At 73.5% G+C, this 23,989-nt stretch carries 18 protein-coding genes; 9 read left to right on the forward strand and 9 right to left on the reverse strand.

Features of this window, described 5'->3' with window-relative positions; genetic code table 11:
* Positions 1-89 precede the first annotated feature (89 nt).
* Together ACFYYR_RS02815 and ACFYYR_RS02820 are read left to right on the forward strand one after the other, a co-directional pair.
* Entirely contained in the window at positions 90-1,964 is a 1,875-nt protein-coding gene (locus ACFYYR_RS02815) for a glycoside hydrolase family 3 protein (protein ID WP_388846157.1), read from the forward strand.
* 166 nt (positions 1,965-2,130) lie between these two features.
* Positions 2,131-2,772, forward strand: a complete 642-nt coding sequence (locus tag ACFYYR_RS02820) for a hypothetical protein (protein ID WP_388846159.1) — start codon at positions 2,131-2,133, stop codon at positions 2,770-2,772.
* Positions 2,773-2,789: 17 nt separating this feature from the next.
* Here ACFYYR_RS02820 and ACFYYR_RS02825 read toward each other — a convergent pair whose 3' ends face one another.
* The 4 genes from ACFYYR_RS02825 to speB form a co-directional block, all read right to left on the reverse strand.
* Positions 2,790-4,214, reverse strand: a complete 1,425-nt coding sequence (locus tag ACFYYR_RS02825; RefSeq protein ID WP_388846161.1) for a S28 family serine protease — start codon at positions 4,212-4,214, stop codon at positions 2,790-2,792.
* Between the two features lie 123 nt (positions 4,215-4,337).
* Positions 4,338-4,724: a hypothetical protein gene (locus ACFYYR_RS02830; protein WP_388846163.1), complete on the reverse strand. Its 387-nt coding sequence runs from the start codon at positions 4,722-4,724 to the stop codon at positions 4,338-4,340.
* Positions 4,725-4,886: 162 nt separating this feature from the next.
* On the reverse strand, positions 4,887-8,795 hold the full coding sequence (locus tag ACFYYR_RS02835; RefSeq protein WP_388846165.1) for an ABC transporter ATP-binding protein: 3,909 nt from the start codon (positions 8,793-8,795) through the stop codon (positions 4,887-4,889).
* Between the two features lie 215 nt (positions 8,796-9,010).
* Positions 9,011-9,979, reverse strand: coding sequence for an agmatinase (gene speB, locus ACFYYR_RS02840; protein WP_351510376.1), 969 nt, complete (start codon positions 9,977-9,979; stop codon positions 9,011-9,013).
* A 152-nt stretch (positions 9,980-10,131) separates the two neighbouring features.
* Here speB and ACFYYR_RS02845 point away from each other — a divergent pair, with 152 nt between their 5' ends.
* From ACFYYR_RS02845 to ACFYYR_RS02855, 3 genes are all read left to right on the forward strand, one after another.
* The gene (locus ACFYYR_RS02845; protein ID WP_388846167.1) at positions 10,132-10,920 is read left to right on the forward strand and encodes a phosphatase; all 789 of its coding nucleotides are present in this window, start codon (positions 10,132-10,134) and stop codon (positions 10,918-10,920) included.
* A 105-nt stretch (positions 10,921-11,025) separates the two neighbouring features.
* Positions 11,026-11,289 (forward strand): hypothetical protein, encoded by a 264-nt coding sequence (locus ACFYYR_RS02850; protein ID WP_388846169.1) that lies wholly within the window; start codon positions 11,026-11,028, stop codon positions 11,287-11,289.
* Entirely contained in the window at positions 11,286-11,672 is a 387-nt protein-coding gene (locus tag ACFYYR_RS02855) for a hypothetical protein (RefSeq protein WP_388846171.1), read from the forward strand. The genes ACFYYR_RS02850 and ACFYYR_RS02855 overlap by 4 nt, the downstream gene beginning before the upstream one ends.
* Before the next feature lie 49 nt (positions 11,673-11,721).
* On the opposite strand, the gene ACFYYR_RS02860 is transcribed toward ACFYYR_RS02855, so the two are convergent.
* The 4 genes from ACFYYR_RS02860 to ACFYYR_RS02875 form a co-directional block, all read right to left on the reverse strand.
* Positions 11,722-12,732, reverse strand: coding sequence for a cation transporter (locus ACFYYR_RS02860; protein WP_388846173.1), 1,011 nt, complete (start codon positions 12,730-12,732; stop codon positions 11,722-11,724).
* Positions 12,733-12,846: 114 nt separating this feature from the next.
* Positions 12,847-13,752, reverse strand: a complete 906-nt coding sequence (locus ACFYYR_RS02865; RefSeq protein ID WP_388846175.1) for an acyl-CoA thioesterase — start codon at positions 13,750-13,752, stop codon at positions 12,847-12,849.
* Positions 13,753-13,865: 113 nt separating this feature from the next.
* Positions 13,866-15,023 (reverse strand): acyl-CoA dehydrogenase family protein, encoded by a 1,158-nt coding sequence (locus tag ACFYYR_RS02870; protein ID WP_388846177.1) that lies wholly within the window; start codon positions 15,021-15,023, stop codon positions 13,866-13,868.
* A 240-nt stretch (positions 15,024-15,263) separates the two neighbouring features.
* On the reverse strand, positions 15,264-15,869 hold the full coding sequence (locus ACFYYR_RS02875) for a TetR/AcrR family transcriptional regulator (RefSeq protein WP_388846179.1): 606 nt from the start codon (positions 15,867-15,869) through the stop codon (positions 15,264-15,266).
* A gap of 90 nt (positions 15,870-15,959) precedes the next feature.
* On the opposite strand from ACFYYR_RS02875, the gene ACFYYR_RS02880 reads away from it, so the two are divergent.
* From ACFYYR_RS02880 to ACFYYR_RS02895, 4 genes are read left to right on the forward strand one after another with little or no spacing between them, the layout of a single operon-like run.
* The gene (locus tag ACFYYR_RS02880) at positions 15,960-17,591 is read left to right on the forward strand and encodes a carboxyl transferase domain-containing protein (protein ID WP_388846181.1); all 1,632 of its coding nucleotides are present in this window, start codon (positions 15,960-15,962) and stop codon (positions 17,589-17,591) included.
* A 14-nt stretch (positions 17,592-17,605) separates the two neighbouring features.
* On the forward strand, positions 17,606-19,702 hold the full coding sequence (locus ACFYYR_RS02885) for a biotin carboxylase N-terminal domain-containing protein (protein WP_388846437.1): 2,097 nt from the start codon (positions 17,606-17,608) through the stop codon (positions 19,700-19,702).
* Positions 19,699-20,649 (forward strand): hydroxymethylglutaryl-CoA lyase, encoded by a 951-nt coding sequence (locus tag ACFYYR_RS02890; protein WP_388846183.1) that lies wholly within the window; start codon positions 19,699-19,701, stop codon positions 20,647-20,649. Before ACFYYR_RS02885 ends, ACFYYR_RS02890 begins: the two co-directional genes overlap by 4 nt.
* A 4-nt stretch (positions 20,650-20,653) precedes the next feature.
* Positions 20,654-21,820 (forward strand): acyl-CoA dehydrogenase family protein, encoded by a 1,167-nt coding sequence (locus ACFYYR_RS02895; RefSeq protein WP_388846185.1) that lies wholly within the window; start codon positions 20,654-20,656, stop codon positions 21,818-21,820.
* A gap of 158 nt (positions 21,821-21,978) precedes the next feature.
* Here ACFYYR_RS02895 and ACFYYR_RS02900 read toward each other — a convergent pair whose 3' ends face one another.
* Positions 21,979-23,739 (reverse strand): beta-N-acetylhexosaminidase, encoded by a 1,761-nt coding sequence (locus tag ACFYYR_RS02900; protein ID WP_388846187.1) that lies wholly within the window; start codon positions 23,737-23,739, stop codon positions 21,979-21,981.
* Positions 23,740-23,989: the final 250 nt, after the last annotated feature.

Here is a 23,989-nt window from a genome sequence, read left to right on the forward strand (position 1 = left end):
CCCATTGACTGACGATAACTTTCGGGCTAAGCGTTTCTTCTTGGAAGTTTCCTTCATTCGCCACGCACCTCCTCTCGGAAGGAGTGCACGTGCATCACGAAGAATCGCCCGGGCCGAGACCCTCCCGGCGGGCCGTCCTGGCCGGTGCCACGGCCGCCACCGCTGCCGCGTCGCTGGCCGCGGGCGGCTCCACCGTCCACGCCGCGGTGCGCCCGAGCGCCGCCGACCGCGAGCGGCTGCGGGCGCTCATCGCCAGGATGAGCCCGGAGCAGAAGGTCGGCGAGCTGTTCGTCATGCGGGTCTACGGGCACTCCGCGACCGCCCCGGACCCCGCCGACGTCGCGCTGAACCAGAAGGAGATCGGCGTCGCCAACGCCGCCGAACTGATCGCCAAGTACCACGTCGGCGGCATCATCTACTTCTCCTGGGCGCACAACACCCGCGACCCGTACCAGATCGCCGAGCTGTCCAACGGCATCCAGCGGGCGGGGCTCGGCCGGGCCACCCCGGTGCCGCTGCTGATCGCCACCGACCAGGAGCACGGCGCGGTCGCGCGGATCGGTGCGCCCGCCACGCTGCTGCCCGGGGCGATGGCCCTCGGCGCGCACGCCTCGCGGTCCGACGCCCGGGCCGCCGCGCGGGTCGCCGGGGCGGAGCTGGCCGCGATGGGCATCCGTCAGGATTACGCGCCGGTCGCCGATGTGAACGTGAACCCCGCCAACCCGGTGATCGGCGTCCGGTCCTTCGGCTCCGACCCGCAAGCCGTCGCCCGGCTCGTCGCGGCCCAGGTGCAGGGCTACCAGCGAGCGGGGGTGGCGGCCACCGCCAAGCACTTCCCCGGCCACGGGGACACCTCGACCGACAGCCACTACGGCCTGCCGCTGATCACCCACAGCGCCGAGGAGTGGGAGCGGCTGGACGCCCCGCCGTTCAAGGCGGCCATCGCCGCCGGCATCGACTCGATCATGACCGCGCACATCCTCTTCCCGGCGCTGGACCCGGCCGACGACCCGGCGACCCTCTCCCGGCCCATCCTCACCGGCATCCTGCGGGAGAAGCTCGGCTACGACGGCGTGGTGGTGACGGACTCCCTCGGCATGGCAGGCGTCCGGCAGAAGTACGGCGACGCCCGGGTGCCGGTGCTGGCGCTGAAGGCCGGCGTGGACCAGCTGCTCAACCCGCCGGACCTGCCCGTGGCCTGGAACGCCGTGCTCAAGGCACTCCGGGACGGCGAGATCAGCGAGCAGCGGATCGACGCGTCCCTGCTGCGCATCCTGGAACTCAAGTACCGCCGGGGGCTGTTCGACGACCCGTACGTCACCCGTCAGGACGTGGACCGGACGGTCGGCACGCGGGCGCACCGGGCCACCGCGGACCGGATCGCCGAGCGGACGACGACACTGCTGGTCAACGAGCGGAAGCTGCTGCCGCTCTCCCGCCGCCGACAGCGGAACGTGCTGGTCACCGGGGTCGACCCGGCCGCGCCCACGGGCACCGGCGGCCCGCCGACCGCCGTCCTCGCCACGGCCCTGACCGAGCTGGGCTTCACGGCGACCGGGCTGTCCACCGGCACCGGCACCAAGCCCGACCCCACGCAGGCGGCGATCGACGCGGCGGTCGCGGCGGCGCGGGGGCGGGACGCGGTGGTGGTGCTGACGTACAACGTCACCCGTCCGAAGGACAGCGGGGCGCCTTCGCAGCGTGCGCTGGTGACGGCGCTCGCGGGGACCGGGGTGCCGGTGGTGCACCTGGCCCTGCGCAACCCGTACGACATCGCCCAGCTCACCGGCACGGGGCTGGGTGCCTCGCTGACGGGCTACTGCTGGACCGATGTCGACCTGCGCGCCGCCGCCCGGGTCATCGCGGGGCGGGCGTCCCCCTCGGGGCGGCTCCCGGTGCCGGTGCCGCGGGCGGACGACCCGGCCCAGGTGCTCTACCCGCTGGGCCACGGGCTGTCGTATTGATGCCGTCGTACTGAGGCAGTCGTACTGAGGCTGTCGTACTGACGCTACGGTGCGCCCCCGGCGCACCCCCTCCTCCGGGCCCGAACGTCCCGGCGCTCCTGGCACGCGCCTGCTGCCGCGGGACACGCTGGACGCGGTTCGTGGGGGTCGGAGGGGAGTTGTGTGCATGGGCGGCGTGCGGGTTCTGGCGTGGGGGCTGGTGTTCTGGCTGGCGTCACCGGCCCTGGCAGGGTGCCGGCCCCTGCCGGCGGCCGACGGGCCGGAGCGCGTGCCGGAGCGGAGCGCCGCTCCGGTGCCGGCCGGTCACGGCGGGACGTTCCTCGCCCGGGGCGAGTGCAGCACCCGGGGCCGTACAGGCGTCCGGGAGGTGCCGTGCTCCAGTGAGCGGGCGGTGGCGCGGGTGCTGACCCGGCGTCCGGACGGCCCGGCGGATGCCGGACCGCGCTGCCCGGCCCGTACCGACTTCGTGCTGCGCGTCTCGGCGCGGCTGCCGGACCGGGACGAGGACGGCGACGGCGCGGTGGCGCAGGGCTACGCCTGTATGCGGCGGCTGACGGGCCCGCACCCGGGGGATCCGGGCGGGGGCGGCGGCCCGCGGACGCTGGTCGGCGACTGTGTGGCCGTCCAGCAGCACCTGCGCGGCGGGCGGTCGCGGGTGGTGGAGACGGCGTGCGAAGGGCCCGGCGGGCCGGAGCCCCGCTACCGGGTGACGGCGGCCGTGCGGGACCGTTCCGCGTGCCCGCCGGCGACCGCGCTCCGGGTACGGCTGGGCGGCGGGACACCCGTCGGGTGTGCCCGCCGCCTCTGATCCGTCCGCCGTCCGGGTTACGGCCGCAGGCTGCGCTGCGTGGACTGCTTGTCGAGCGTGCTGTCCGGCTTCGCCAGCGGCTTGGCCGTGGCCTCGCCCTGCCGGACGGCGGCCGGGGCGACGCCCGCCCACCGCAGGACCTCGGCGGTGGCCTTGGCCTTCTCGTCGGCGGTCAGCCCGGCGATGTTGGCACCGTGGTTGGCGCCGGGGGCGGTGAAGACGTAGGCGTCCTCGGAGCCCTTGCCGGGGCGGAACTGCTCGGCGCCCCACGGGTCGTTCTGCCCGTAGACGAAGAGCATCCGCTCACTGTGGTGCCGGACCCAGCGGTCGACGTCCCGCATGGCGCCCTTCTTCCACGTCATGGGGATGTCCCGCGGCACGTACGCCCGGGGGGTGAAGTACCCGGGGTACCGCAGCAGGCCCTTGAGGTGCGGGTACTTGAGCGTGGGCGCGCCCAGCTCGGTGCCGGCCTGGTAGTAGTACGGCGTGTAGGTCTCCAGCCCCTGGTCGGTGTAGGCGGAGAAGCCGGAGATCTTGTCGACGAACGCGTAGAGGTCGTCGGTCGACACGTCCGCCTTCGGGACGTCGGCACAGTCCTTCTCGGAGCTGTACTGCCAGAACGCCCAGACCAGGTCCAGGACCACGCTCTCGTACGCCTTGTCGGCGCTGCCGACGGTGGTGAAGGTGTTGTCGTTCTCCTTCGCCCACTTGCGGTAGCGGTCGGTCATCTCCTTGCGGCGGACGAGGGCCTCGCGCTGGACGGCGTCGAGCGCGGTGCGGCACTCCTTGGTGGAGACCCGGCGGAAGAAGCGGTCGTAGGCCGAGTCCTCACGGTTGTTGACGTCGTTCGGGGCGACGTAGGCGACCGTGCCGTCCATGTCGTGCGGGTAGAAGCGGCGGAAGTAGGTGGCGGTCATGCCGCCCTTGCTGCCGCCGGTGGCGAGCCAGTTCTTCCCGTAGATCTTCTTCAGCGCCTTGAAGATCCGGTGCTGGTCGCTCGCGGCCTGCCAGATGTCGAGCTTGGACCAGTCGGCCGGCTTCGGCCGGGACGGTGTGAAGAAGCGGTACTCCATCGACACCTGGTTGCCGTCGACGATCCGGGTCGGCTCGCTGCGGGTCGGGTTCGTGGAGACGTTGTAGCCCGAGGTGTAGAAGACCGTCGGACGGTCCGTCGCCTTGTGCAGCAGGGTGACCCGCTGCTTGAAGGTGCCCTTGGACGGATGCCGGTGGTCGACCGGCTGCTGGTAGTTGAGGACGAAGTACCGGTAGCCGTCGGCCGGCTTCTCCTCGATGAGACTCATACCGGGAATCGCGAGGATCCGGTCCTTGATGTCCGTGGCGTCCTGCCGGTCGGCGGTGGCCGCCCCGGCCGGTGCCCCGCCGATGCCGACGGCGCCTATGAGCACCGCGAGCGCCAGCAGCCATCTGAGCGCCTTGCGCATTCGCCCTCCCCTGGGTTCACAAAGGTCGCCGTGAACCTACCGGCGCGGCTCGTGCCGCCGCCAGACCCGCAGGGGTAATCGGTCCGAACTAGGCAACCGGCCGTGCCCGCAAGGGCGTTCGGCTCAGCAGAGCCAGCCGGAGCTCACCGACCGGCCGCCCACGGAACCGCGGACGAAGACGCAGCGCTGCCCGGCGGCCACCCGGACCGGTCCGGCGTGGTGGGAGTAGTAGCCGGTGTCCCAGCGGGGCCGGGTGCCGCGCGCCTGAATGCTGACGCTCATCTTCCGCCTCTTGCCCGGATCCGTGGCGACCGTGAAGGCGCAGGCGAACAGCCTGGTCCGGTGGATGTGGATCCGCCCGCCGGGCAGCGACAGCGTCTTCACCTTCCGCCCCTCGCAGCGCGCCGCGGCGGCCTCGGCGGTGCCGGAACCGGCCAGTCCGGCCAGCCCGACGACCATGAGGACCACCACCCCCAGAGCTGTTCGACGGCGTGCCACCGCACCGCGCACGTCTGCCTCCCTATGGGGTCACGCGCCCGTCGTTCGGACATACGGGCGACCGACAAGCTACACGCGTGGACTGGGGCCCCTGGTTCCCGGGGTGCGCATGGTGCCGCGGGCGGGCGGAGGCGCCCCGGGGTGCCCGGGGCCGCCCCCGTCAGGCCGGCGGGGTCAGGCCGGGGCCGTCTCCGGCTCGCCGGCGAAGGTGCGCCACAGCCGGGCGTAGCGCCCGTCCGCGGCGAGGAGTTCGGCGTGCGTACCGTCCTCGACGACCCGGCCGTGGTCCATCACCACCACCCGGTCCGCGCGGGCCGCGGTGGTCAGCCGGTGGGCGACGACCAGGGTGGTGCGCTTGCCCGCCAGCCGGTCCGTGGCCCGGTTGACCAGCCCCTCGGTCGCCAGGTCGAGGGCGGCCGTCGCCTCGTCGAGGAGCAGCACATCGGGGTCGACGAGCTCCGCGCGGGCCAGGGCGATCAACTGCCGCTGCCCGGCGGAGAGGTTGCGGCCCCGCTCGGCGACCTCGTGGAGGTAGCCGCCGTCCAGCGAGGCGACCATGTCGTGGGCGCCGACCGCGCGGGCCGCCGCCTCCACCTCGGCCTCGGTGGCGTCGGGGCGGCCGTAGGCGATGGCGTCGCGCACCGTGCCCGGGAAGAGGTAGGACTCCTGGGGGACGACGCCGAGCCGCTGCCGGTAGCCGGTGAGGTCCAGGGCGCGCAGGTCCGTGCCGTCGGCGCGGACGGCTCCGGAGGTCGGGTCGTAGAACCGGGCGACCAGCTTGACCAGCGTCGACTTGCCCGCGCCGGTCTCGCCCACGAAGGCGACGGTCTGCCCGGCCGGGATGCGCAGGTCCACGCCGGACAGCGCCTCCTCACCGTCCTCGGCGCCGTACCGGAAGTGCACGTCCTCGAAGCTGATCTCGCCGCGGAGCCGGCCCGCCGGGCGCGGGTCCTCGGCGGGCTTCACCGTGGTGGGCTCGCGCAGCAGCTCCTGGATGCGGCCCAGCGACACCGTCGCCTGCTGGTATCCGTCGAAGACCTGGGAGAGCTGCTGCACCGGGGCGAAGAACAGGTCGATGTAGAGCAGATACGCGACGAGCGCACCGGTGGTCAGCGTCCCCTCGCTCACCCGGCCCGCGCCGACGACCAGGATCAGCGCCGCCGCCACGGACGACAGCAGCTGCACGAACGGGAAGTAGACGGAGATCAGGAACTGGCCGCGGACCCGCGCCTGCCGGTAGCTGTCGCTCCGCGCCACGAAGCGCTCGGTCCCGGTGCCCTCGCGGCGGAAGGCCTGCACGATCCGCAGCCCGGCGACGCTCTCCTGGAGGTCGGCGTTGACCACGCTGATGCGCTCCCGGGCGAGTTCGTACGCCTTGACGCTCTTGCGGCGGAACACGATCGTGCCGACGACCAGCAGGGGCAGGGTGCCGAGGACGACGAGGGCCAGCCCGGCGTCGAGGACGACGAGCGCGACGAGGATGCCGAAGAAGGTCAGCAGGGAGACGACGGCGGTGACCAGACCGGTCTGGAGGAAGGTGCTCAGCGCGTCGACGTCGGTGGTCATCCGGGTCATGATCCGGCCGGTCAGCTCGCGCTCGTAGTAGGCCAGTCCCAGCCGCTGGAGCTGGGCGAAGATCTTCACCCGCAGCGCGTAGAGGATCCGTTCGCCGGTCCGGCCGGTCATCCGGGTCTCGGCGATCTGCGCCGCCCACTGGGCGAGGACGACGACCAGTGCGAACGCGGACGCGGTCCAGACCGCGCCGAGGGCGAGCCGCTGCACACCGTCGTCGATGCCGTTCCGGATGAGGATCGGCAGCAGCAGGCCCGCGACGGCGTCGACCGCCACCAGCAGCAGGGCGATGAGCAGCGGGGTGCGGAAGCCGCTGAGCAGCTGCCGCAGCCCGTAGTCGGTCTCGGGGTGGGCGGCCCGCTCCTCGTCCACGTCGGGGGTGTCGGTGGCGGGCGGCAGCGCCGCGACCTGGGCGAGGAGTTCGGGGGTGGCGGGCATCCCGGCGAGCGCGCCGGCCATGCCGGGGCCGGGTGCTCCGGGGACGGGCCCGCCGGGGACGGCGGCGTCGGCCGCGCGGGAGGCGGTGGAGCCGGTCCGGGGCACCTCACCGGAGCCGGAGCGGCCCCACAGCTCGGGGGTCACCCCGTCGGCCACCCGGCGCCGGGCGTTGACCGGTTCGGAGTCGATCTCGGCCTCGACCTCCAGGTCGACGTCGAGCCGCAGCCCGGCCTCGCACTCCTGGCGCTCCGCGTCGAACTCGGCGTCGAGATCCTCGGCGCCCGCCTCGGCGGCGAGGAGGCCGACCGGGTCGCGCTCGACGTCGCCGAGCTCGTCCGGGTCGGTGAGCAGCCGGCGGAACAGCGCCGACCGCGCCTCCAGTTCCGCGTGGGTGCCGACGTCCGCGAGCCGGCCGCCGTCGAGGACGGCGATCCGGTCCGCGAGGGCCAGGGTGGAGCGGCGGTGGGCGATCAGCAGGGTCGTCCGGCCGTCCATGACCCCGCGCAGCGCCTCGTGGATCTCGTGCTCGACCCGGGCGTCGACCGCCGAGGTGGCGTCGTCCAGCAGCAGCAGCCGGGGGTCGGTGAGGATGGCGCGGGCGAGGGCGACGCGCTGGCGCTGGCCGCCGGAGAGGGTGAGTCCCTGCTCGCCGACGGTCGTGTCGTAGCCGTCGGGCAGCTCGGCGATGAACCCGTCGGCCTGGGCGGCCCGGGCGGCGGTGCGGATCTGCTCGTCGGTGGCGTCCGGCCGGCCGTAGGCGATGTTGGCGCGCACGGTGTCGGAGAAGAGGAAGCTGTCCTCCGGCACCAGTCCGATGGCGGACCGCAGCGAGGCGAAGGTCAGGTCCCGCACGTCGTGCCCGCCGACGCGCACGGCGCCGTCGGTGACGTCGTAGAAGCGGGGCAGCAGCAGCGAGACCGTCGACTTGCCGCTGCCGGAGGCGCCGACGACGGCGACCGTCTCGCCCGGGGCGATCCGCAGGGAGAAGTCGGAGAGGACCGGCCGCTCCGGGTCGTAGCCGAAGGTCGCCCCGTCGAACTCGACGGTGGCCTCGGCGTCGGCGGGGAGCTCGTGCGCGTCGGCGCGCTCGGTGATGGCCGGTTCGGTGTCGATGAGCTCCAGCACCCGTTCGACGCCGGCCCGCGCCTGCTGGCCGACGGTGAGGACCATGGCGAGCATCCGGACCGGGCCGACGAGCTGGGCGAGGTAGGTGGAGAAGGCGACGAAGGTGCCCAGCGTGATCTGGCCGCGGGTGGCCATCCAGCCGCCGAGGGCGAGCATCGCGACCTGGCCGAGCGCCGGCACCGCCTGGAGGGCCGGTGTGTAGCGCGAGTTGAGGCGGACGGTCCGCAGCCGCCCGGCGAACAGCTTCCGGCTCACCTCGCGGAGCTTGCCGGCCTCCTGCTCCTCCTGGCCGAAGCCCTTGACCACGCGGACGCCCGTGACGGCGCCGTCCACCACGCCCGCCACGGCGGCGGCCTGGCCCTGGGCGTACCAGGTGGCCGGGAACAGCCGGCGGCGGCTGTGCTTGGCGATGAACCAGAGGGCCGGGGCGACGGCCAGCGCCACCCCCGTGAGCAGCGGCGACAGCCAGGCCATCACGACCAGCGAGATCAGGAACAGCAGCACGTTGCCGATCATCATCGGCAGCATGAAGAGCAGCCCCTGGATCAGCTGGAGGTCGCTGGTGGCGCGGCCGACGACCTGTCCGGTGCTGAGCTCGTCCTGGCGCCGGCCGTCCAGCCGGGTGAGCGAGGCGAACATCTCCGTGCGCAGGTCGTGCTGCACGTCGAGGGCGAGCCGGCCGCCGTAGTAGCGGCGGACGTAGGTGAGGGCGTAGACGCCGATCGCCGCCACGACCAGCAGCCCGGCCCAGGGGGCCATGTCGCGGGTCCGGTCGATCACCACATCGTCGATGATCAGGCGGGTGACCAGCGGCACGAGGGCCATCACCGCCATGCCCCCGAGGGAGGAGCCGAGGGCGAGCAGCACATTGCGCCGGTACCGCCAGGCGTACCCGGTCAGCCGTCGCGCCCAGCCGCGCCGTTGCCCGCCGTCGTCCCTCGAAACCACCGGTCACCCTCCGTTGTCCCAGCCGTCGTGGCGCCACGGTGCCCGCAGCGCCACGATCAAGAACACCGGGGGTGCCCGGTTTTGTTTCAGCTGTGCGTACGCAATATGTCGCGCACGGCGTGGGGCCCGAGACCTAAGCCTCCGGGAGCGGTCCGCAGCCTGGGCCCGGAGACCTGTGCCTCCGGGCCCGTGCCGGACCCGGGCTCCGGGAGACGTCAGGCCTGCGGCTCCCGGGCTGCCGCGATCTGCCGGGACATGATCGTCGTCAGCTCGTACGCGGTGTGCGAGGCGGCCACGGAGGTGATCTCCGCGTGGTCGTAGGCCGGGGCCACCTCGACCAGGTCGGCCGAGACCAGGTGGCAGTCGGACAGCCCGCGCAGGATCTCCAGCAGCTCACGGGAGGTGAGGCCGCCGGCCTCGGGGGTGCCGGTGCCGGGCGCGTGGGCCGGGTCCAGGACGTCGATGTCGATGGAGATGTACAGCGGCCGGTCGCCGATGCGCTGGCGGAGCTGGTCGGCCACCTCGTCGACGCCGCGCCGCATGACGTCGGCGGAGGTGACGATGCCGAAGCCCATCTTCTCGTCGTCGTCGAGGTCCTTCTTGCCGTACAGCGGGCCGCGGGTGCCGACGTGCGACAGGGCGGAGGTGTCGAGGATGCCCTCCTCGACGGCGCGCCGGAACGGGGTGCCGTGGGTGTACTCGGCCCCGAAGTAGGTGTCCCAGGTGTCCAGGTGCGCGTCGAAGTGCAGCAGCGCGACCGGGCCGTGCTTGCGGGCCACGGAGCGCAGCAGCGGCAGGGCGATGGTGTGGTCGCCGCCGAGGGTCATCAGCCGGGCGCCGGTGTCGAGCAGGTCGTCGGCCGCGGCCTGGACGGTCTCCACGGCCTCGTCGATGTTGAACGGGTTGGCCGCGATGTCACCGGCGTCGGCGACCTGGGCGAGCGCGAAGGGCGAGGCGTCCTGCGCCGGGTTGTAGGGGCGCAGCAGCCGGGAGGCCTCCCGGATGGCGTTGCCGCCGAAGCGGGCGCCGGGCCGGTAGGAGACACCGGTGTCGAAGGGCACACCGACCACGGCCACATCGGCGGCGCCGACCTCGTCGAGCCGGGGGAGCCGGGCGAACGTGGCCGGTCCGGCGTAGCGCGGGATGCGGGACGAGTCGACGGGGCCACGGGGCTCTGTGCTCATACAGCTGCTGCCTCTCGGCGGTTCGGGATCACTGGGTACGGGTCCGAGCGTAGGGAGAGCCGCGGATTTCGCACATGTACGTTCCCGATGGCCGGGCCACGCTATTTGGACACGGCGTCCATCGCACCGCGGTTCACGCCACAATGGACTCCATGCCGATACCCAGCCGCGCCGAACTGATCGACCACCTCGTCCGCACCCGGATCGCGGGCGATGTGGCGACCCCGCGGGAGAACAACCTCGACCACTACCGCAAGCTCGCGAACGGCGACCGCCACTACTGGCTGGGGCTGGAGCTCGGCGACCGCTGGACCGACGAGCAGGACGTGCTGGCGGTGATGGCGGAGCGCTGCGGCGTGGTCGACGACCCGGAGCACCGCAGCGGCCAGGACACCATCGACCCGGCGCTGACGGTCGACGCCCTGGACCGGACGGCGACGGTGCTGCGCAAGGCGGCCGAGGCCGGGCAGCGGGTGCTGTTCGCGACGGGCCACCCGGGCGGGCTGCTGGACGTGCACCGGAGCGTCGCGGCGGCGCTGCGGGCGGCCGGCTGCGAGATCATGGTGATCCCGCCGGGGCTGCGGGCGGACGAGGGCTCGGTCTTCCAGTTCTGCGACGTGGCCGTGCTGGAGCGGGGCGCGACGCTCTGGCACACCCACTCCCCCATGCCGATGGCCGCGATCCTGGACGGCCTGGCGCACCAGGGCCGGCCGCTGCCGGACCTGGTCGTGGCCGACCACGGCTGGGCGGGCTGCGCGGGGCAGCGGGGCATCGACGCGGTGGGCTTCGCCGACTGCAACGACCCGGCGCTCTTCCTGGGCGAGGCGGAAGGCACGCTGGCGGTCACCGTGCCGCTGGACGACCACGTGGTGGACCCGCGCTACTACGACCCGCTCACGGCCTACCTGATCGACGCGGCGGGCCTGACGGCCCAGCCTTGACGGGCACCGGGCGGTGGGTCCCCTGGGACCTGCGGGGCAAGGGGTGTCGGAGGGGTCTTGGGGGAGCAGCCCGCTTCCGTGTAGACGTCGGCGTATACTTGCTTCATGTCCGATGCCATGATCCGAGTGCCGTCCGAGGTGCGAGACCGTCTCGCGGTCATCGCGGAGTCCCGGGGGACGTCGATCCGTTCGCTGGTGCAGGAGTTCGCGGATTCCACGCTCACGGATGAGGAACGGCGTGAGCGCGCGGAGCGGACACGCGCCTACCTGGCTGAGCATTTCGGTGTCGACGTGAGTGACGAGGAGAGCGCGGCGATGGGCCGCACGTTGCGCGATGCCTTCGCAGGGCAGCAGGACACCGCCGCGTGATCCAGCACCACCTCGTTCTGGACACACCCACGCTGCTTGCCCTGTCGGGGAACCGGCAGGTGTCCGCTCTGGTCCACCGGGCCCACTTCGAGCCGGAGACCCGCCTGTGGGCTCCGGTGCTGTCGATTCTTGAAGCGGACGCGGAGCATCCGGGCATCGCGGAGCACATCGGCCAGCTCGAGGTCGTCCACACGGCCGACCTCGACTATCCCGCCATGCTCACCGTCGCGCAGCTGCGCAGGGACGGCGTCCCGTCGGGGATCGCGGCCGCCATCCACGCTGCACGTCATCTACCCGAGTGGGGTACGGACGCGCTGGTCGCCACAGTGGCGCCGAAGGCGTACGAGGGTCGGGGTGTCCCCTTCCTCGACCTCGACCGCTGACGTCGGACGGTCTCGTCACAGCGGCTCCTCAGGGGGCACCGACCGCGGGCTACCGCTCCGGCCGCCGCTGGTACGGACCCGGTGTCGGGTCGAGGAAGACCCGCGCGATGGCCGGGAACCGGGTGCGCAGCGCCCGCTCCGCGTCCTCGCAGGCCCATTCGATCTCCTCGGCGGTCGCGTAGTCGGTGAAGTCGACCTTCGCGGCGACCAGCACCTCGCCCGGCGCCTGCACGACGGTGACCAGCTCCAGGACGCCGAGCACGTGCGACAGCTCCAGCAGCTCGTCCCGGACCGCGTCCCGCATCTCCGGCGGCAGCGACCGTCCGGCGGGCGTCGCCGGCCGGCCGCGGGCCGACTCCCACGCCACGGCCAGGAGGAGCAGGCCGATGAGGACCGACGCGGCGCCGTCCCAGCCGGCGGAGCCGGTGAGCCGGCCGCCGAGCAGCCCGAGCGCCGCGAGCAGCAGTCCCGCCACGGCCGCCGCGTCCCGCAGGACGGCGAACCGCTCGGCGGTGTCGGGGGTGTGCCGCAGGTAGTCGCGCACCGGGACACGGAAGCGGGCGGCGCCCGCCCGCACCTGCCGCACCGCGGCCCGCAGGGACCAGGCCGCGGGCAGAACGGCGACGGCGAGGACCACGTACGCCACGGCCGGGTCGCCCGGCTCCCCGCCCGCGGCGAGGGTGCGGATGCCCTCGTCCAGAGCGAAGACCGCGGCGGCGACGAAGAGCGCGACGGAGGCGAGGGCCGGGACGCGGCGCTCGTCACCGTGACGGCCTTCGTCCCCCTGACCGTCCGGACCGTGACCGTCCGGGCGGGCGGCCCCGGCCGGGCGCCCGCGGCGGTCTTCGAGCGCGGTCAGCAGCCCCGTCACCGCGTCGGCGACGGAGTGCGCGGCCTCCGCCAGCAGGGCGCCGGAGCCGCTGACGGCTCCGGCGACCGCCTTGGCGGCCGCGATGCCGAGAGCGGCGAGCGCGGCGACGATCACGGTGGCGAGGCTTCCGCCCCGCTGCGGCGGCCCGGCGCCGTCCGGCGTCCGGTGCTCCTGCTCGACACGGCCCATGGTGCGCGAGTATGCCCGAACCGCCGGGCCCGTCCCACGGCACCCACCGCGGGCGGGCTCGTCCGCAGGGTCCTGGCACCAAGCCCGCCCGGACGCTCCTGGGGCAAGGCCCCCTTACGGCCCCTCGGGCGCCGGCCGGGTCTCGTCGCGCGGCACCCGGATCACGCCCTCCTGGATGACGGAGATCGCGAGCCGGCCGTCGGCGGTGTAGATCCGGGCCTCGCCCAGGCCCCGGCCGCCGTGCGCCGACGGGCTGTGCTGGTCGTAGAGCAGCCACTCGTCCGCCCGGAACGGCCGGTGGAACCACATGGCGTGGTCGAGGCTGGCGCCCACCACGTCGCCGACGGTCCAGCCGCCGCGGCCGTGGGCGAGCAGCACCGAGTCGAGCAGGGTCATGTCCGAGACGTAGGTGGCGAGGCAGACGTGCAGCAGCGGGTCGTCGGCGAGCTTGCCGTTGGTCCGGAACCAGACCTGCGAGCTGGGGTCGCGGGGTCCCTGGGCGGCGGTGGCGTACGGCGGTTCCTCGACGTAGCGCAGGTCGACGGCGGCCCGCGCCTCCAACAGCCGGTCCACCATGCCCGGGTCGCGGAAGAAGTGGGCGTGCCGGGGCAGCATCTCCTCGGCGGTCGGCAGCGTCTCCGGGTCCGGCGCGGGCGGCATCGGCGCCTGGTGGTCCAGCCCCTCCTCGAACACCTGGAAGGACGCGGAGAGGTGGAAGATCGGCTGCCCGTGCTGGACCGCGACCACCCGGCGGGTGGTGAACGACCGCCCGTCGCGGATCCGGTCGACGGTGTAGACGATCGGGGCCCCGGCGTCGCCGATCCGCAGGAAGTACGCGTGCAGCGAGTGCGCGGCGCGGTCCGCGGGGACGGTGCGGCCCGCGGCGACCAGCGCCTGGGCCGCCACCTGACCGCCGAAGACCCGCGGCACGACGGCGGGGCGGCTGTTGCCGCGGAAGATGTTCTCCTCGATCCGCTCGAGGTCGAGCAGGTCGAGAAGGCTCTGCAGGGGTTCGCTCATCAGGTTGTTTCACTCGGGGACGGGACGGGGGGTGGGGAACGGGGGTGCGGGCGGGTGCTCCGGGCAGGCCGGCGGCCGGGGTCCGGGCGGCCGGCCGCCGCCCGGGCCCGGGCTCACAGACCCATCGACTTGGCGATGATCGAGCGCATGACCTCGCTGGTGCCGCCGTAGATGCGGTTGACGCGGTTGTCCGCGTACAGGCGCGCGATCGGGTACTCCATCATGTAGCCGTAGCCGCCGTGCAGCTGGAGGCACTTGTCGATGACCCGCGAGGCGACATCGGTGCAGAACAGCTTGGCGGAGGCGGCGTCGGCGGGGGTGAGCTCGCCCGCGTCGAGGGCGTCCAGCGCCCGGTCGACGACGGCCTGCGCGGCGTCCACCTCGGCCCGGCAGTCGGCGAGGACGAACTTGGTGTTCTGGAACGCGGCGACCGACTGGCCGAAGACGGTGCGGTCCCGGACGTACTCGGTGGCGAACGCGATGGCCGCGGACGCCTGGGCGTAGGCGCCGACCGCGATGCTCAGCCGCTCCTGCGGGAGATTGTGGGTGAGGTAGGAGAAGGCCTTGCCCTCCTCGCCGAGCAGGTCCTCCACCGGGACCCTGACGTCGGTGAAGGACAGCTCCGCGGTGTCGGAGGTCTTCAGCCCGAGCTTGTCGAGCTTGCGGCCGACCGCGTAGCCCTCGCTCTTCGCGTCGACGACCAGGATGGATATCCCGCCGCGCCGGTCCTCGGGGGTGGGGGCGGCGGTGCGGGCGCAGACCAGCACCCGGTCGGCGAGGACGCCGCCGGTGATGAAGGTCTTGGCGCCGTTGAGGACGTAGTGCGTGCCGTCCTCGGAGAGCTTGGCGGTGGTCTTCATCCCGGCCAGGTCGGATCCGGTGCCGGGCTCGGTCATGGCGATGGCGGTCATCATCGCGCCGGAGACGAAGTCCGGCAGCCAGCGCTTCTTCTGCTCCTCACTGGCGTAGGCCAGCAGGTACGGCAGGCAGAGCGCGGTGTGCACGCCGCTGCCGCCGAAGCTGACCCCGGCCCGGGCGCACTCCTCGCTGATGATCGCCGTGAACTTGAAGCTGGTCTCGCCCGCGCCGCCGTACTCCTCCGGCACCTCGATGCCGAACACGCCGAGCTCGCCGAGTTTGCGGTAGAAGTCGCGCGGGGCCTGCCCGGCCGCCTCCCACTCGTGGTAGACGGGCGCCACCTCGGCGGCGATGAAGTCGCGGATGGTCTCCCGGAAGGCCTCGTGGTCCTCGTTGAACACCGTGCGCCGCATCCGCGTGCCTCCCTCTCCCGGCCGGACCGCGAGCGATCCCTGGCTGTCTAAGCGCTTGCTCAGCGAAAGTTACCCGGGAGTCAGCCGGCCTGTCCAGAGGTTCCACCCCCTCCGGCGGAGTCGCGCAGGCCACAACGGCCGCACAGAATCGGCCATCACGGACAGCGAAAATCGGCCACGCCGACCGCGAAAATCACCGGCCCGTCGGGCGGAGCCCGCGGACCGGTCCGCCGAACGCCGTCAGCCCACCGACAGCGCCGCCAGCGCCCCCAGCGCCAGCCGGTGCAGCAGGGCGGCGGTGGCCTCCCGGCCGGGGAGCGTGGCGGGGCGGCTGAGGTGCGGGGTGGAGTTCAGCAGCCCGAAGACGGCGTGCACCGCCGACCGCGCCTCGGCCTCCGGGGCGCCGGGGTGGATCTCCCGGACGACCGCGACCCACAGCTCGACGTACTGCCGCTGGAGCTGGCGCACCAGCTTGCGGTCACTGTCCCGGAGCCGGTCCAGCTCCCGGTCGTGCAGGACGATCAGCGGGCGGTCGTCGAGGGCGAAGTCGATGTGCCCCTCGATCAGCGCGTCGAGCACCGCCCCGGGCGGCCCGGCCGTCTCCGCGACCCGCCGCTTGCCGCCGGTGAGGAGGCGCTCGCTGATCCCCACCAGCAGCTCGGCGAGCATCGCGTCCTTGCCCGCGAAGTGCCGGTAGAGCCCGGGGCCGCTGATGCCGACCGCGGCCCCTATCTCGTCGACGCCCACGCCGTGGAAGCCGCGCTCGGCGAAGAGCCGGGCGGCCTCCCCGAGGATCTGGTCACGGCGGGACGGGGCCGCGGTCCCGGCGGCAGCGTTGGTGCTCATGGACATTCATTCTAGACAGCCGCGTTAGCGATCGTTAACCTGAAGACATATGCGTTAACGCTCATTAACCGGGCAAGGGGGCTCGAGGAGATGCAGCAGGCACCAGCGCTGGCGTCCGGCGCCGATCCGGCGTCCGACGCCTGGCGGGCCAACGAGGCGGCGCACCGGGAGCTCGCGGCGCACTTGCGCGAGAAGCTCGCCGGAGCGCGGCTGGGCGGCGGCGAGAAGGCGCGGGCGCGGCACACCGCGCGCGGCAAGCTGCTCCCCCGGGACCGGGTGGACGCCCTCCTCGACCCGGGCTCCCCGTTCCTGGAGCTGGCGCCGCTGGCGGCGGACGGGATGTACGGCGGCCAGGCGCCCGCGGCGGGTGTGATCGCCGGGATCGGCCGGGTCTCCGGCCGCGAGGTGGTGATCGTCGCCAACGACGCCACGGTCAAGGGCGGCACGTACTACCCGATGACGGTCAAGAAGCACCTGCGGGCCCAGGAGGTGGCGCTGGAGAACCGGCTGCCCTGCCTGTACCTGGTGGACTCCGGCGGCGCCTTCCTGCCGATGCAGGACGAGGTCTTCCCGGACCGCGAGCACTTCGGCCGGATCTTCTACAACCAGGCCCGGATGTCCGGCGCGGGCATCCCGCAGGTCGCCGCGGTACTGGGCTCCTGCACGGCGGGCGGCGCGTACGTCCCGGCGATGAGCGACGAGGCCGTCATCGTGCGCAACCAGGGCACGATCTTCCTGGGCGGCCCGCCGCTGGTGAAGGCGGCCACCGGCGAGGTGGTGACCGCGGAGGAGCTCGGCGGCGGCGAGGTGCACTCCCGCACCTCCGGCGTGACCGACCACCTCGCGGAGGACGACGCGCACGCGCTGCGGATCGTGCGGAACATCGTCTCCACCCTGCCCTCCCGGCAGCCGCTGCCGTGGACGGTGGAGCCCGTCGAGGAGCCGGCGGTGGACCCGGCCGGCCTGTACGGCGCGGTCCCGGTCGACTCCCGCACCCCGTACGACGTGCGGGAGGTGATCTCCCGGATCGTGGACGGCTCCCGGTTCGCCGAGTTCAAGGCCGAGTACGGCACGACGCTGGTCACCGGCTTCGCCCGGATCCACGGCCACCCGGTCGGGATCGTCGCGAACAACGGCATCCTGTTCTCCGAATCGGCCCAGAAGGGCGCGCACTTCATCGAGCTGTGCGACCAGCGCGGCATCCCGCTGCTGTTCCTGCAGAACATCTCGGGCTTCATGGTGGGCCGCAGCTACGAGGCGGGCGGCATCGCCAAGCACGGCGCGAAGATGGTGACGGCCGTGGCCTGCACCCGGGTGCCGAAGCTGACGGTGGTGGTCGGCGGCTCGTACGGCGCGGGCAACTACTCGATGTGCGGCCGGGCGTACTCCCCCCGCTTCCTGTGGATGTGGCCGAACGCCAAGATCTCGGTGATGGGCGGCGAGCAGGCCGCCTCGGTCCTCGCGACCGTCAAGCGCGACCAGCTGGAGGGCCGCGGCGAGGAGTGGAGCGCGGAGGACGAGGAGACGTTCCGCGCCCCGATCCGCGAGCAGTACGAGACCCAGGGCAACGCCTACTACGCGTCGGCCCGGCTGTGGGACGACGGCGTCATCGACCCGCTGGAGACCCGCACGGTGCTGGGGCTGGCCCTGACCGCCTGCGCCAACGCGCCGCTGCCCGACAAGGACCCTGCCGCACCCGGCTACGGCGTCTTCCGGATGTGAGGGGGACCATGACGATGTTCGAGACGGTACTGGTGGCCAACCGCGGCGAGATCGCGGTCCGGGTCATCCGCACGCTCCGGGCGATGGGCATCCGCTCCGTCGCGGTGTTCAGCGACGCCGACGCGGACGCCCGGCACGTCCGGGAGGCGGACACCGCGGTGCGCATCGGCCCGGCCGCCGCGTCGGAGAGCTATCTGTCGGTGCCGCGGCTGCTGGCGGCGGCGGAGCTGACGGGCGCCCAGGCGGTGCACCCGGGGTACGGCTTCCTCGCGGAGAACGCCGCGTTCGCCCGTGCCTGCGCGGACGCCGGGCTGGCGTTCATCGGCCCGCCCGCGTCCGCCATCGAGCTGATGGGCGACAAGATCCGGGCCAAGGAGACGGTGCGGAAGGCCGGCGTCCCGGTGGTCCCCGGCTCCTCCGGCAGCGGCCTGAGCGACGCCGAACTGGCCGCGGCGGCCCGGGAGATCGGGATGCCGGTGCTGCTCAAGCCCTCGGCGGGCGGCGGCGGCAAGGGCATGCGGCTGGTCCGTGACGAGGCGCTGCTGGCCGACGAGATCGCGGCGGCGCGGCGCGAGGCCCGCGGCTCCTTCGGCGACGACACGCTGCTGGTGGAGCGGTGGATCGACAGCCCGCGGCACATCGAGATCCAGGTGATGGCCGACGGACACGGGCAGGTCGTGCACCTCGGCGAGCGCGAGTGCTCCCTGCAGCGCCGCCACCAGAAGATCATCGAGGAGGCGCCGAGCCCGCTGCTCGACGCGGCCACCCGGGAGGCCATGGGAGCCGCCGCGGTGCAGGCCGCCCGCTCCTGCGGCTACACCGGCGCGGGCACCGTGGAGTTCATCGTCCCGGGCCACGACCCGTCGGCCTACTACTTCATGGAGATGAACACCCGCCTCCAGGTCGAGCACCCGGTCACCGAACTCGTCACCGGGCTGGACCTGGTGGAGTGGCAGGTGCGGGTCGCGGCCGGCGAGCACCTGGCGTACGGACAGCAGGACGTCCGGCTCACCGGGCACGCCGTGGAGGCCCGGATCTGCGCGGAGACCGCGCGGGCCGCCGGGGACCGGGTGGACTTCCTCCCCTCCGCGGGCACCGTACGGGCGCTGCACGAGCCCGCGGGCGAGGGCGTCCGGGTGGACTCCGGCCTCAACGCCGGTACGGAGGTGGGAACTTCCTACGACCCGATGCTGGCCAAGGTGATCGCCCACGGCCCGGACCGGGCGACGGCGCTGCGCCGGCTGCGCGGTGCGCTGGCCGGGACGGCCGTCCTCGGCCTGGACACCAACACCGGCTTCCTGCGGCGGCTGCTGGACCACCCGGACGTGGTCTCCGGCGCGCTGGACACCGGGCTGGTCGACCGCGCCGCGGCGTCGCTGGTGCCCGCGGGCGTACCGGACGAGGTGTACGCGACGGCGGCGCTGCTGCGGCACGCCGCGCTGCAGCCGGAGGGCCTGCGGAACGCCCCCGCCACCGGCTGGACGGACCCGTTCTCGGCGGGCAGCGGCTGGCGGCTCGGCGGCGAACCGGCCTGGACCGCGCACCACCTGCGGGTGCCGGGCCACGACCCGGTCGCCGTCCGGGTGCGCGGCACCGCGGCCCGGGCCGAGGTCCGGATCGGGGACGGCGAGGCCGTACCGGCCCGGCTGCTCCCCTCCGGGCCGGCCGCCGACAGCCCGGCCGCCGACGGCCCGGACGGCGCGCCCGTCCGGCTCCGGCTGGAGTGGAACGGCGTCACCCACACCTTCGTCGCCCCGCCCGGCGGCGCCGGCCAGTGGCTGGGCCGGGACGGCGACGGCTGGCAGGTGCAGGACCACGATCCGGTCGCCGCGGCCCTCAGCGGCGCGGCGGGCGCGCACGGCATGGACGCGCTGACCGCCCCGATGCCCGGCACCGTCACCGTGGTGAAGGCCGCCGTGGGCGACGAGGTGGTCGCCGGACAGAGCCTGCTGGTCGTCGAGGCGATGAAGATGGAGCACGTCATCTGCGCGCCGCACGCCGGCACGGTCGCCGAGCTCGACGTGACCCCCGGCAGCACCGTCGCCATGGACCAGGTGCTGGCCGTCGTCGACCCGCACGAGGAGCCGCGCGAGGAGGAGGCCGCACGATGACCGAGTCACTGCCGATGACCGTGCCCGTGGCCGGCCTGCCGGCCCGGGTCCGGATCCACGAGGTCGGGCCCCGGGACGGCCTGCAGAACGAGAAGATGGTCGTCCCGGTCGAGGTGAAGGCCGACTTCATCGCCCGGCTGGCCGACGCCGGTCTGGACACCATCGAGGCGACCAGCTTCGTCCACCCGAAGTGGGTGCCGCAGCTCGCCGACGCCGAGGCGCTGATGCCGAGACTCGACGCGGTCGGCGCCCGGCTGCCGGTCCTCGTCCCCAACGAGCGCGGCCTCGAACGGGCGCTGACGCTCGGGGTGCGGGAGATCGCGGTCTTCGGCAGCGCCACCGAGTCGTTCGCCAAGGCCAACCTCAACCGCACGGTGGACGAGTCGATCGCGATGTTCGCCCCGGTCGTCGCCCGGGCCCGGGAGGCCGGGCTGCGGGTCCGCGGCTATCTGTCGATGTGCTTCGGCGACCCCTGGGAGGGCGCCGTGGAGATCGACCGGGTGGTCCGGGTCAGCCGCAGCCTGATCGACATCGGGTGCGACGAGCTGAGCCTCGGCGACACCATCGGCGTCGCCACCCCCGGCCACGTCGGGGCGCTGCTCACCGCGCTCGACGCGGTCGGCGTCGGCACCGAGCGGATCGCGGTGCACTTCCACGACACCTACGGCCAGGCCCTGTCCAACACCCTGGCGGCGCTCCAGCACGGCGTGAGCATCGTCGACGCCTCCGCGGGCGGTCTCGGCGGCTGCCCGTACGCCAAGAGCGCCACCGGAAACCTCGCCACCGAAGACCTCGTCTGGATGCTGAACGGCCTCGGCATCGAGACCGGGGTCGACCTCGGCCGGCTCACGGCCACCAGCGTGTGGATGGCCGCCCATCTGGGACGGCCCAGCCCGTCCCGTACCGTCCGTGCCCTGTCGGGCACCACCTCCCCCCAGGAGCAGTGACGTCATGACGATCGACCACCGTCTCTCCGCCGAGCACGAGGAACTCCGCCGCACCGTCGAGGCGTTCGCGCACGATGTCATCGCGCCGAAGATCGGGGAGTTCTACGAGAACCACGAGTTCCCGTACGAGATCGTCCGCGAGATGGGCCGGATGGGCCTGTTCGGCCTGCCGTTCCCCGAGGAGTACGGCGGCATGGGCGGCGACTACCTCGCCCTCGGCCTGGCTCTGGAGGAGCTGGCCCGCGTCGACTCCTCCGTGGCGATCACCCTGGAGGCCGGTGTCTCCCTGGGTGCGATGCCGGTCTTCCGGTTCGGCACCGAGGAGCAGAAGCGGGAGTGGCTGCCGCGGCTGTGCTCGGGCGAGATCCTGGGCGCGTTCGGCCTGACCGAGCCCGAGTGCGGCTCGGACGCCGGCGGCACCCGCACCACGGCCCGGCTCGACGAGGCGACGAACGAGTGGGTGATCAACGGCACCAAGTGCTTCATCACCAACTCCGGTACGGACATCACCGGGCTGGTCACCGTCACCGCGGTCACCGGCCGCAAGCCCGACGGGCGCCCCGAGATCTCCTCGATCATCGTGCCCTCCGGCACCCCGGGCTTCACCGTGGCCGCCCCCTACTCCAAGGTCGGCTGGAACGCCTCGGACACCCGCGAACTGTCCTTCAGCGACTGCCGGGTGCCCGCCGCCAACCTGCTCGGCGAGGAGGGGCGCGGCTACGCCCAGTTCCTGCGGATACTGGACGAGGGCCGGATCGCGATCTCCGCGCTGGCCACCGGCCTGGCCCAGGGCTGTGTGGACGAGTCGCTGAAGTACGCCAAGGAGCGGCAGGCCTTCGGGAAGCCGATCGGCGAGAACCAGGCCATCCAGTTCAAGCTGGCCGACATGGAGATGCGTGCCCACACGGCGCGGATCTCCTGGCGGGACGCGGCCTCCCGGCTGGTGCACGGCGAGCCGTTCAAGAAGGAGGCGGCGCTGGCCAAGCTCTACTCCTCCGAGATCGCGGTGACCAACGCCCGCGAGGCGACCCAGATCCACGGCGGCTACGGCTTCATGAACGAGTACCCGGTGGCCCGGATGTGGCGGGACTCCAAGATCCTGGAGATCGGCGAGGGCACGAGCGAGGTGCAGCGCATGCTGATCGCCCGTGAGCTGGGGCTCACCGGCTGACCGGCCCCTCCCCCCGGCATCCTCCCGGAGGACCACCACGCTTTCCGCCCCGGCCGCGTCGTGCGGCCGGGGCGGAAGGCGTTGCGCCGGGGCTCCGTACCCTCCGGCTCTGGCGAACGGATCGAGGACGGATCAACAGCCCCCGCAGCGGCGGTGGTTCACTCCGCAGGCCACGGCACCTGCGGCGAGCGGTAGTAGTCGATGCCCAGCGCCGCCCAGCGCGGCGCCTGCGCGGCCAGCCGCGTCCGGTACGCCTCCCAGTCGTGCGTGGCGGCGGGCGACCAGCCCAGCTCCGCGATGCCCGGCAGCCGCGGGAAGGCCATGTACTCGATGTGGTCGCTGGTGGTGAGGGTCTCGGACCAGAGCGGCGCCTCCACCCCGAGCACGGCCGACTCCGGGACGCCCTGCAGATAGCGGCCCGGATCCCAGTCCCAGGACTGCCGGACCTCGACGTATCCGGCCCAGCTGAGCCCGAGCGGCGTGTCCTTGGTGTACTTCATGTCGAGGTAGGCGCGGTTGGCGGGCGAGAGCACCATCCGGGTGCCGGCCTTGGCCGCGTCCACGACCTCCTTCTCGGTGCCGGTGGTGCCCCAGTACTGGGCCACCGCCCCGTCGGCCGGCTTCGCCCCGGTCAACTGGTGCCAGCCGACGACCGTCTTGCCGTACCTGGCGACGGTCCGCTGTGCCCGGTCCATGAAGGCGGCGTAGTCCTCGTGGGGCGTCGAGTGGGCCTCGTCTCCGCCGATGTGCAGGTACCGGCCGGGCGTCATGGCGGCGAGCTCGCGCACCACGTCGTCCACGAAGTCGTAGGTGACGGCCTTGGGCACGCACAGCGAGCTGAAGCCGACCTCCGTGCCGGTATAGAGCGGCGGGGCCACTCCGTCGCAGTTCAGCCGGGCGTAGGAGGCGAGGGCCGCGTTGGTGTGCCCCGGCATGTCGATCTCGGGCACGACCTCCAGGTGACGGTCGGCGGCGTGCCGCACGATCTCCCGGTAGTCCCGCTTGCTGTAGTGGCCGCCCCGGCCCCCGCCCACCTGGGTGCTGCCGCCGTACGTCGCCAGCCGCGGCCAGGAGTCGATGGCGATCCGCCAGCCCTGGTCGTCCGAGAGGTGGAGATGCAGTGTGTTGAGCTTGTAGAGCGCCATCTGGTCGATGTAGCGCTTCACCTGCTCGACGGTGAAGAAGTGCCGGGAGACATCCAGCATCGCGCCGCGGTAGGCGAAGCGCGGGGCGTCCGTGATGGTGCCGCCCGCGACCTTCCAGGGGCCCGGCTGCCGCGCCTGACGCTCGACGGCGGCGGGCAGCAGCTGCCGCAGGGTCTGGATGCCGTGGAAGAGGCCGGTGGCCGTACGGGCGCTGATGGCGACGGCCGCCCGGGAGGAGTCCAGGCGGTAGCCCTCGTCCCCGAGGTCCCCGGCGGCGGCCGCCGCAGCCGTGCCCGCGCCCGCGCCACCGGAACCGGAAGCGGAACTGCCGGTGCCCGGGCCGTCGGTGCCGGGGCTGCCGGTGCCCGGGCTGTCGGTGCCGGCGGTGGAACCGGCGGTGCCCGCGCCGGTGGAGCCGGGCCCCGGGCCGCCGCTGCCGCGGCTCTCGCCGCCCAGCCGCAGCAGGATGTCCCCGTCCCGCTCCCCGGCGGAGGTGACCGGCAGCGCGTAACCGGTGGCCGGGCGGAGCACGCCCGCCAGGTACTCCCCCGCCTTCCGCGCCGCGGGCGAGTGGTCCGGCACCCGGATCCGGGCACCGGGCCGGAGCGTGAACGGCGCGCCGCCGGGCCGTACGGAGGCGGGCGCGGGCAGCACCCGGTCCAGCGGTGTCACGGCCCCGGCGGCCGGATCGGGCGGCGGGGCGGCGGCCCCGGTGGCGGACACCCCCGCCGCGACGAGGAGGAGCGAACAGAACAGCGTGGGCAGTCGTCTCACGAGCGGTCCCTTCGGCGGGCTTCGGCAAGGCGGTCCGAACGAATCAGAGCTGCTGTCCGAACGAATGGAGTGACCGAACGGTCACCATGGGTACCGTGCGCCCCACAACCGGTCAAGGTGTAGACCACTTGAGCCGCCGTGGCGTCGGCCGCCCCACCCGCACGGCCCCACCGCCGAGCCATCCGCCGCACGCGGAAGCGCCGAGTGGCCCGGCACCGAGCGGCCCGCCGCGGCGGGGCCCGACCCGGCC

It is taken from the genome of Streptomyces sp. NPDC001922, assembly GCF_042891165.1.
GTDB lineage: Bacteria > Actinomycetota > Actinomycetes > Streptomycetales > Streptomycetaceae > Streptomyces.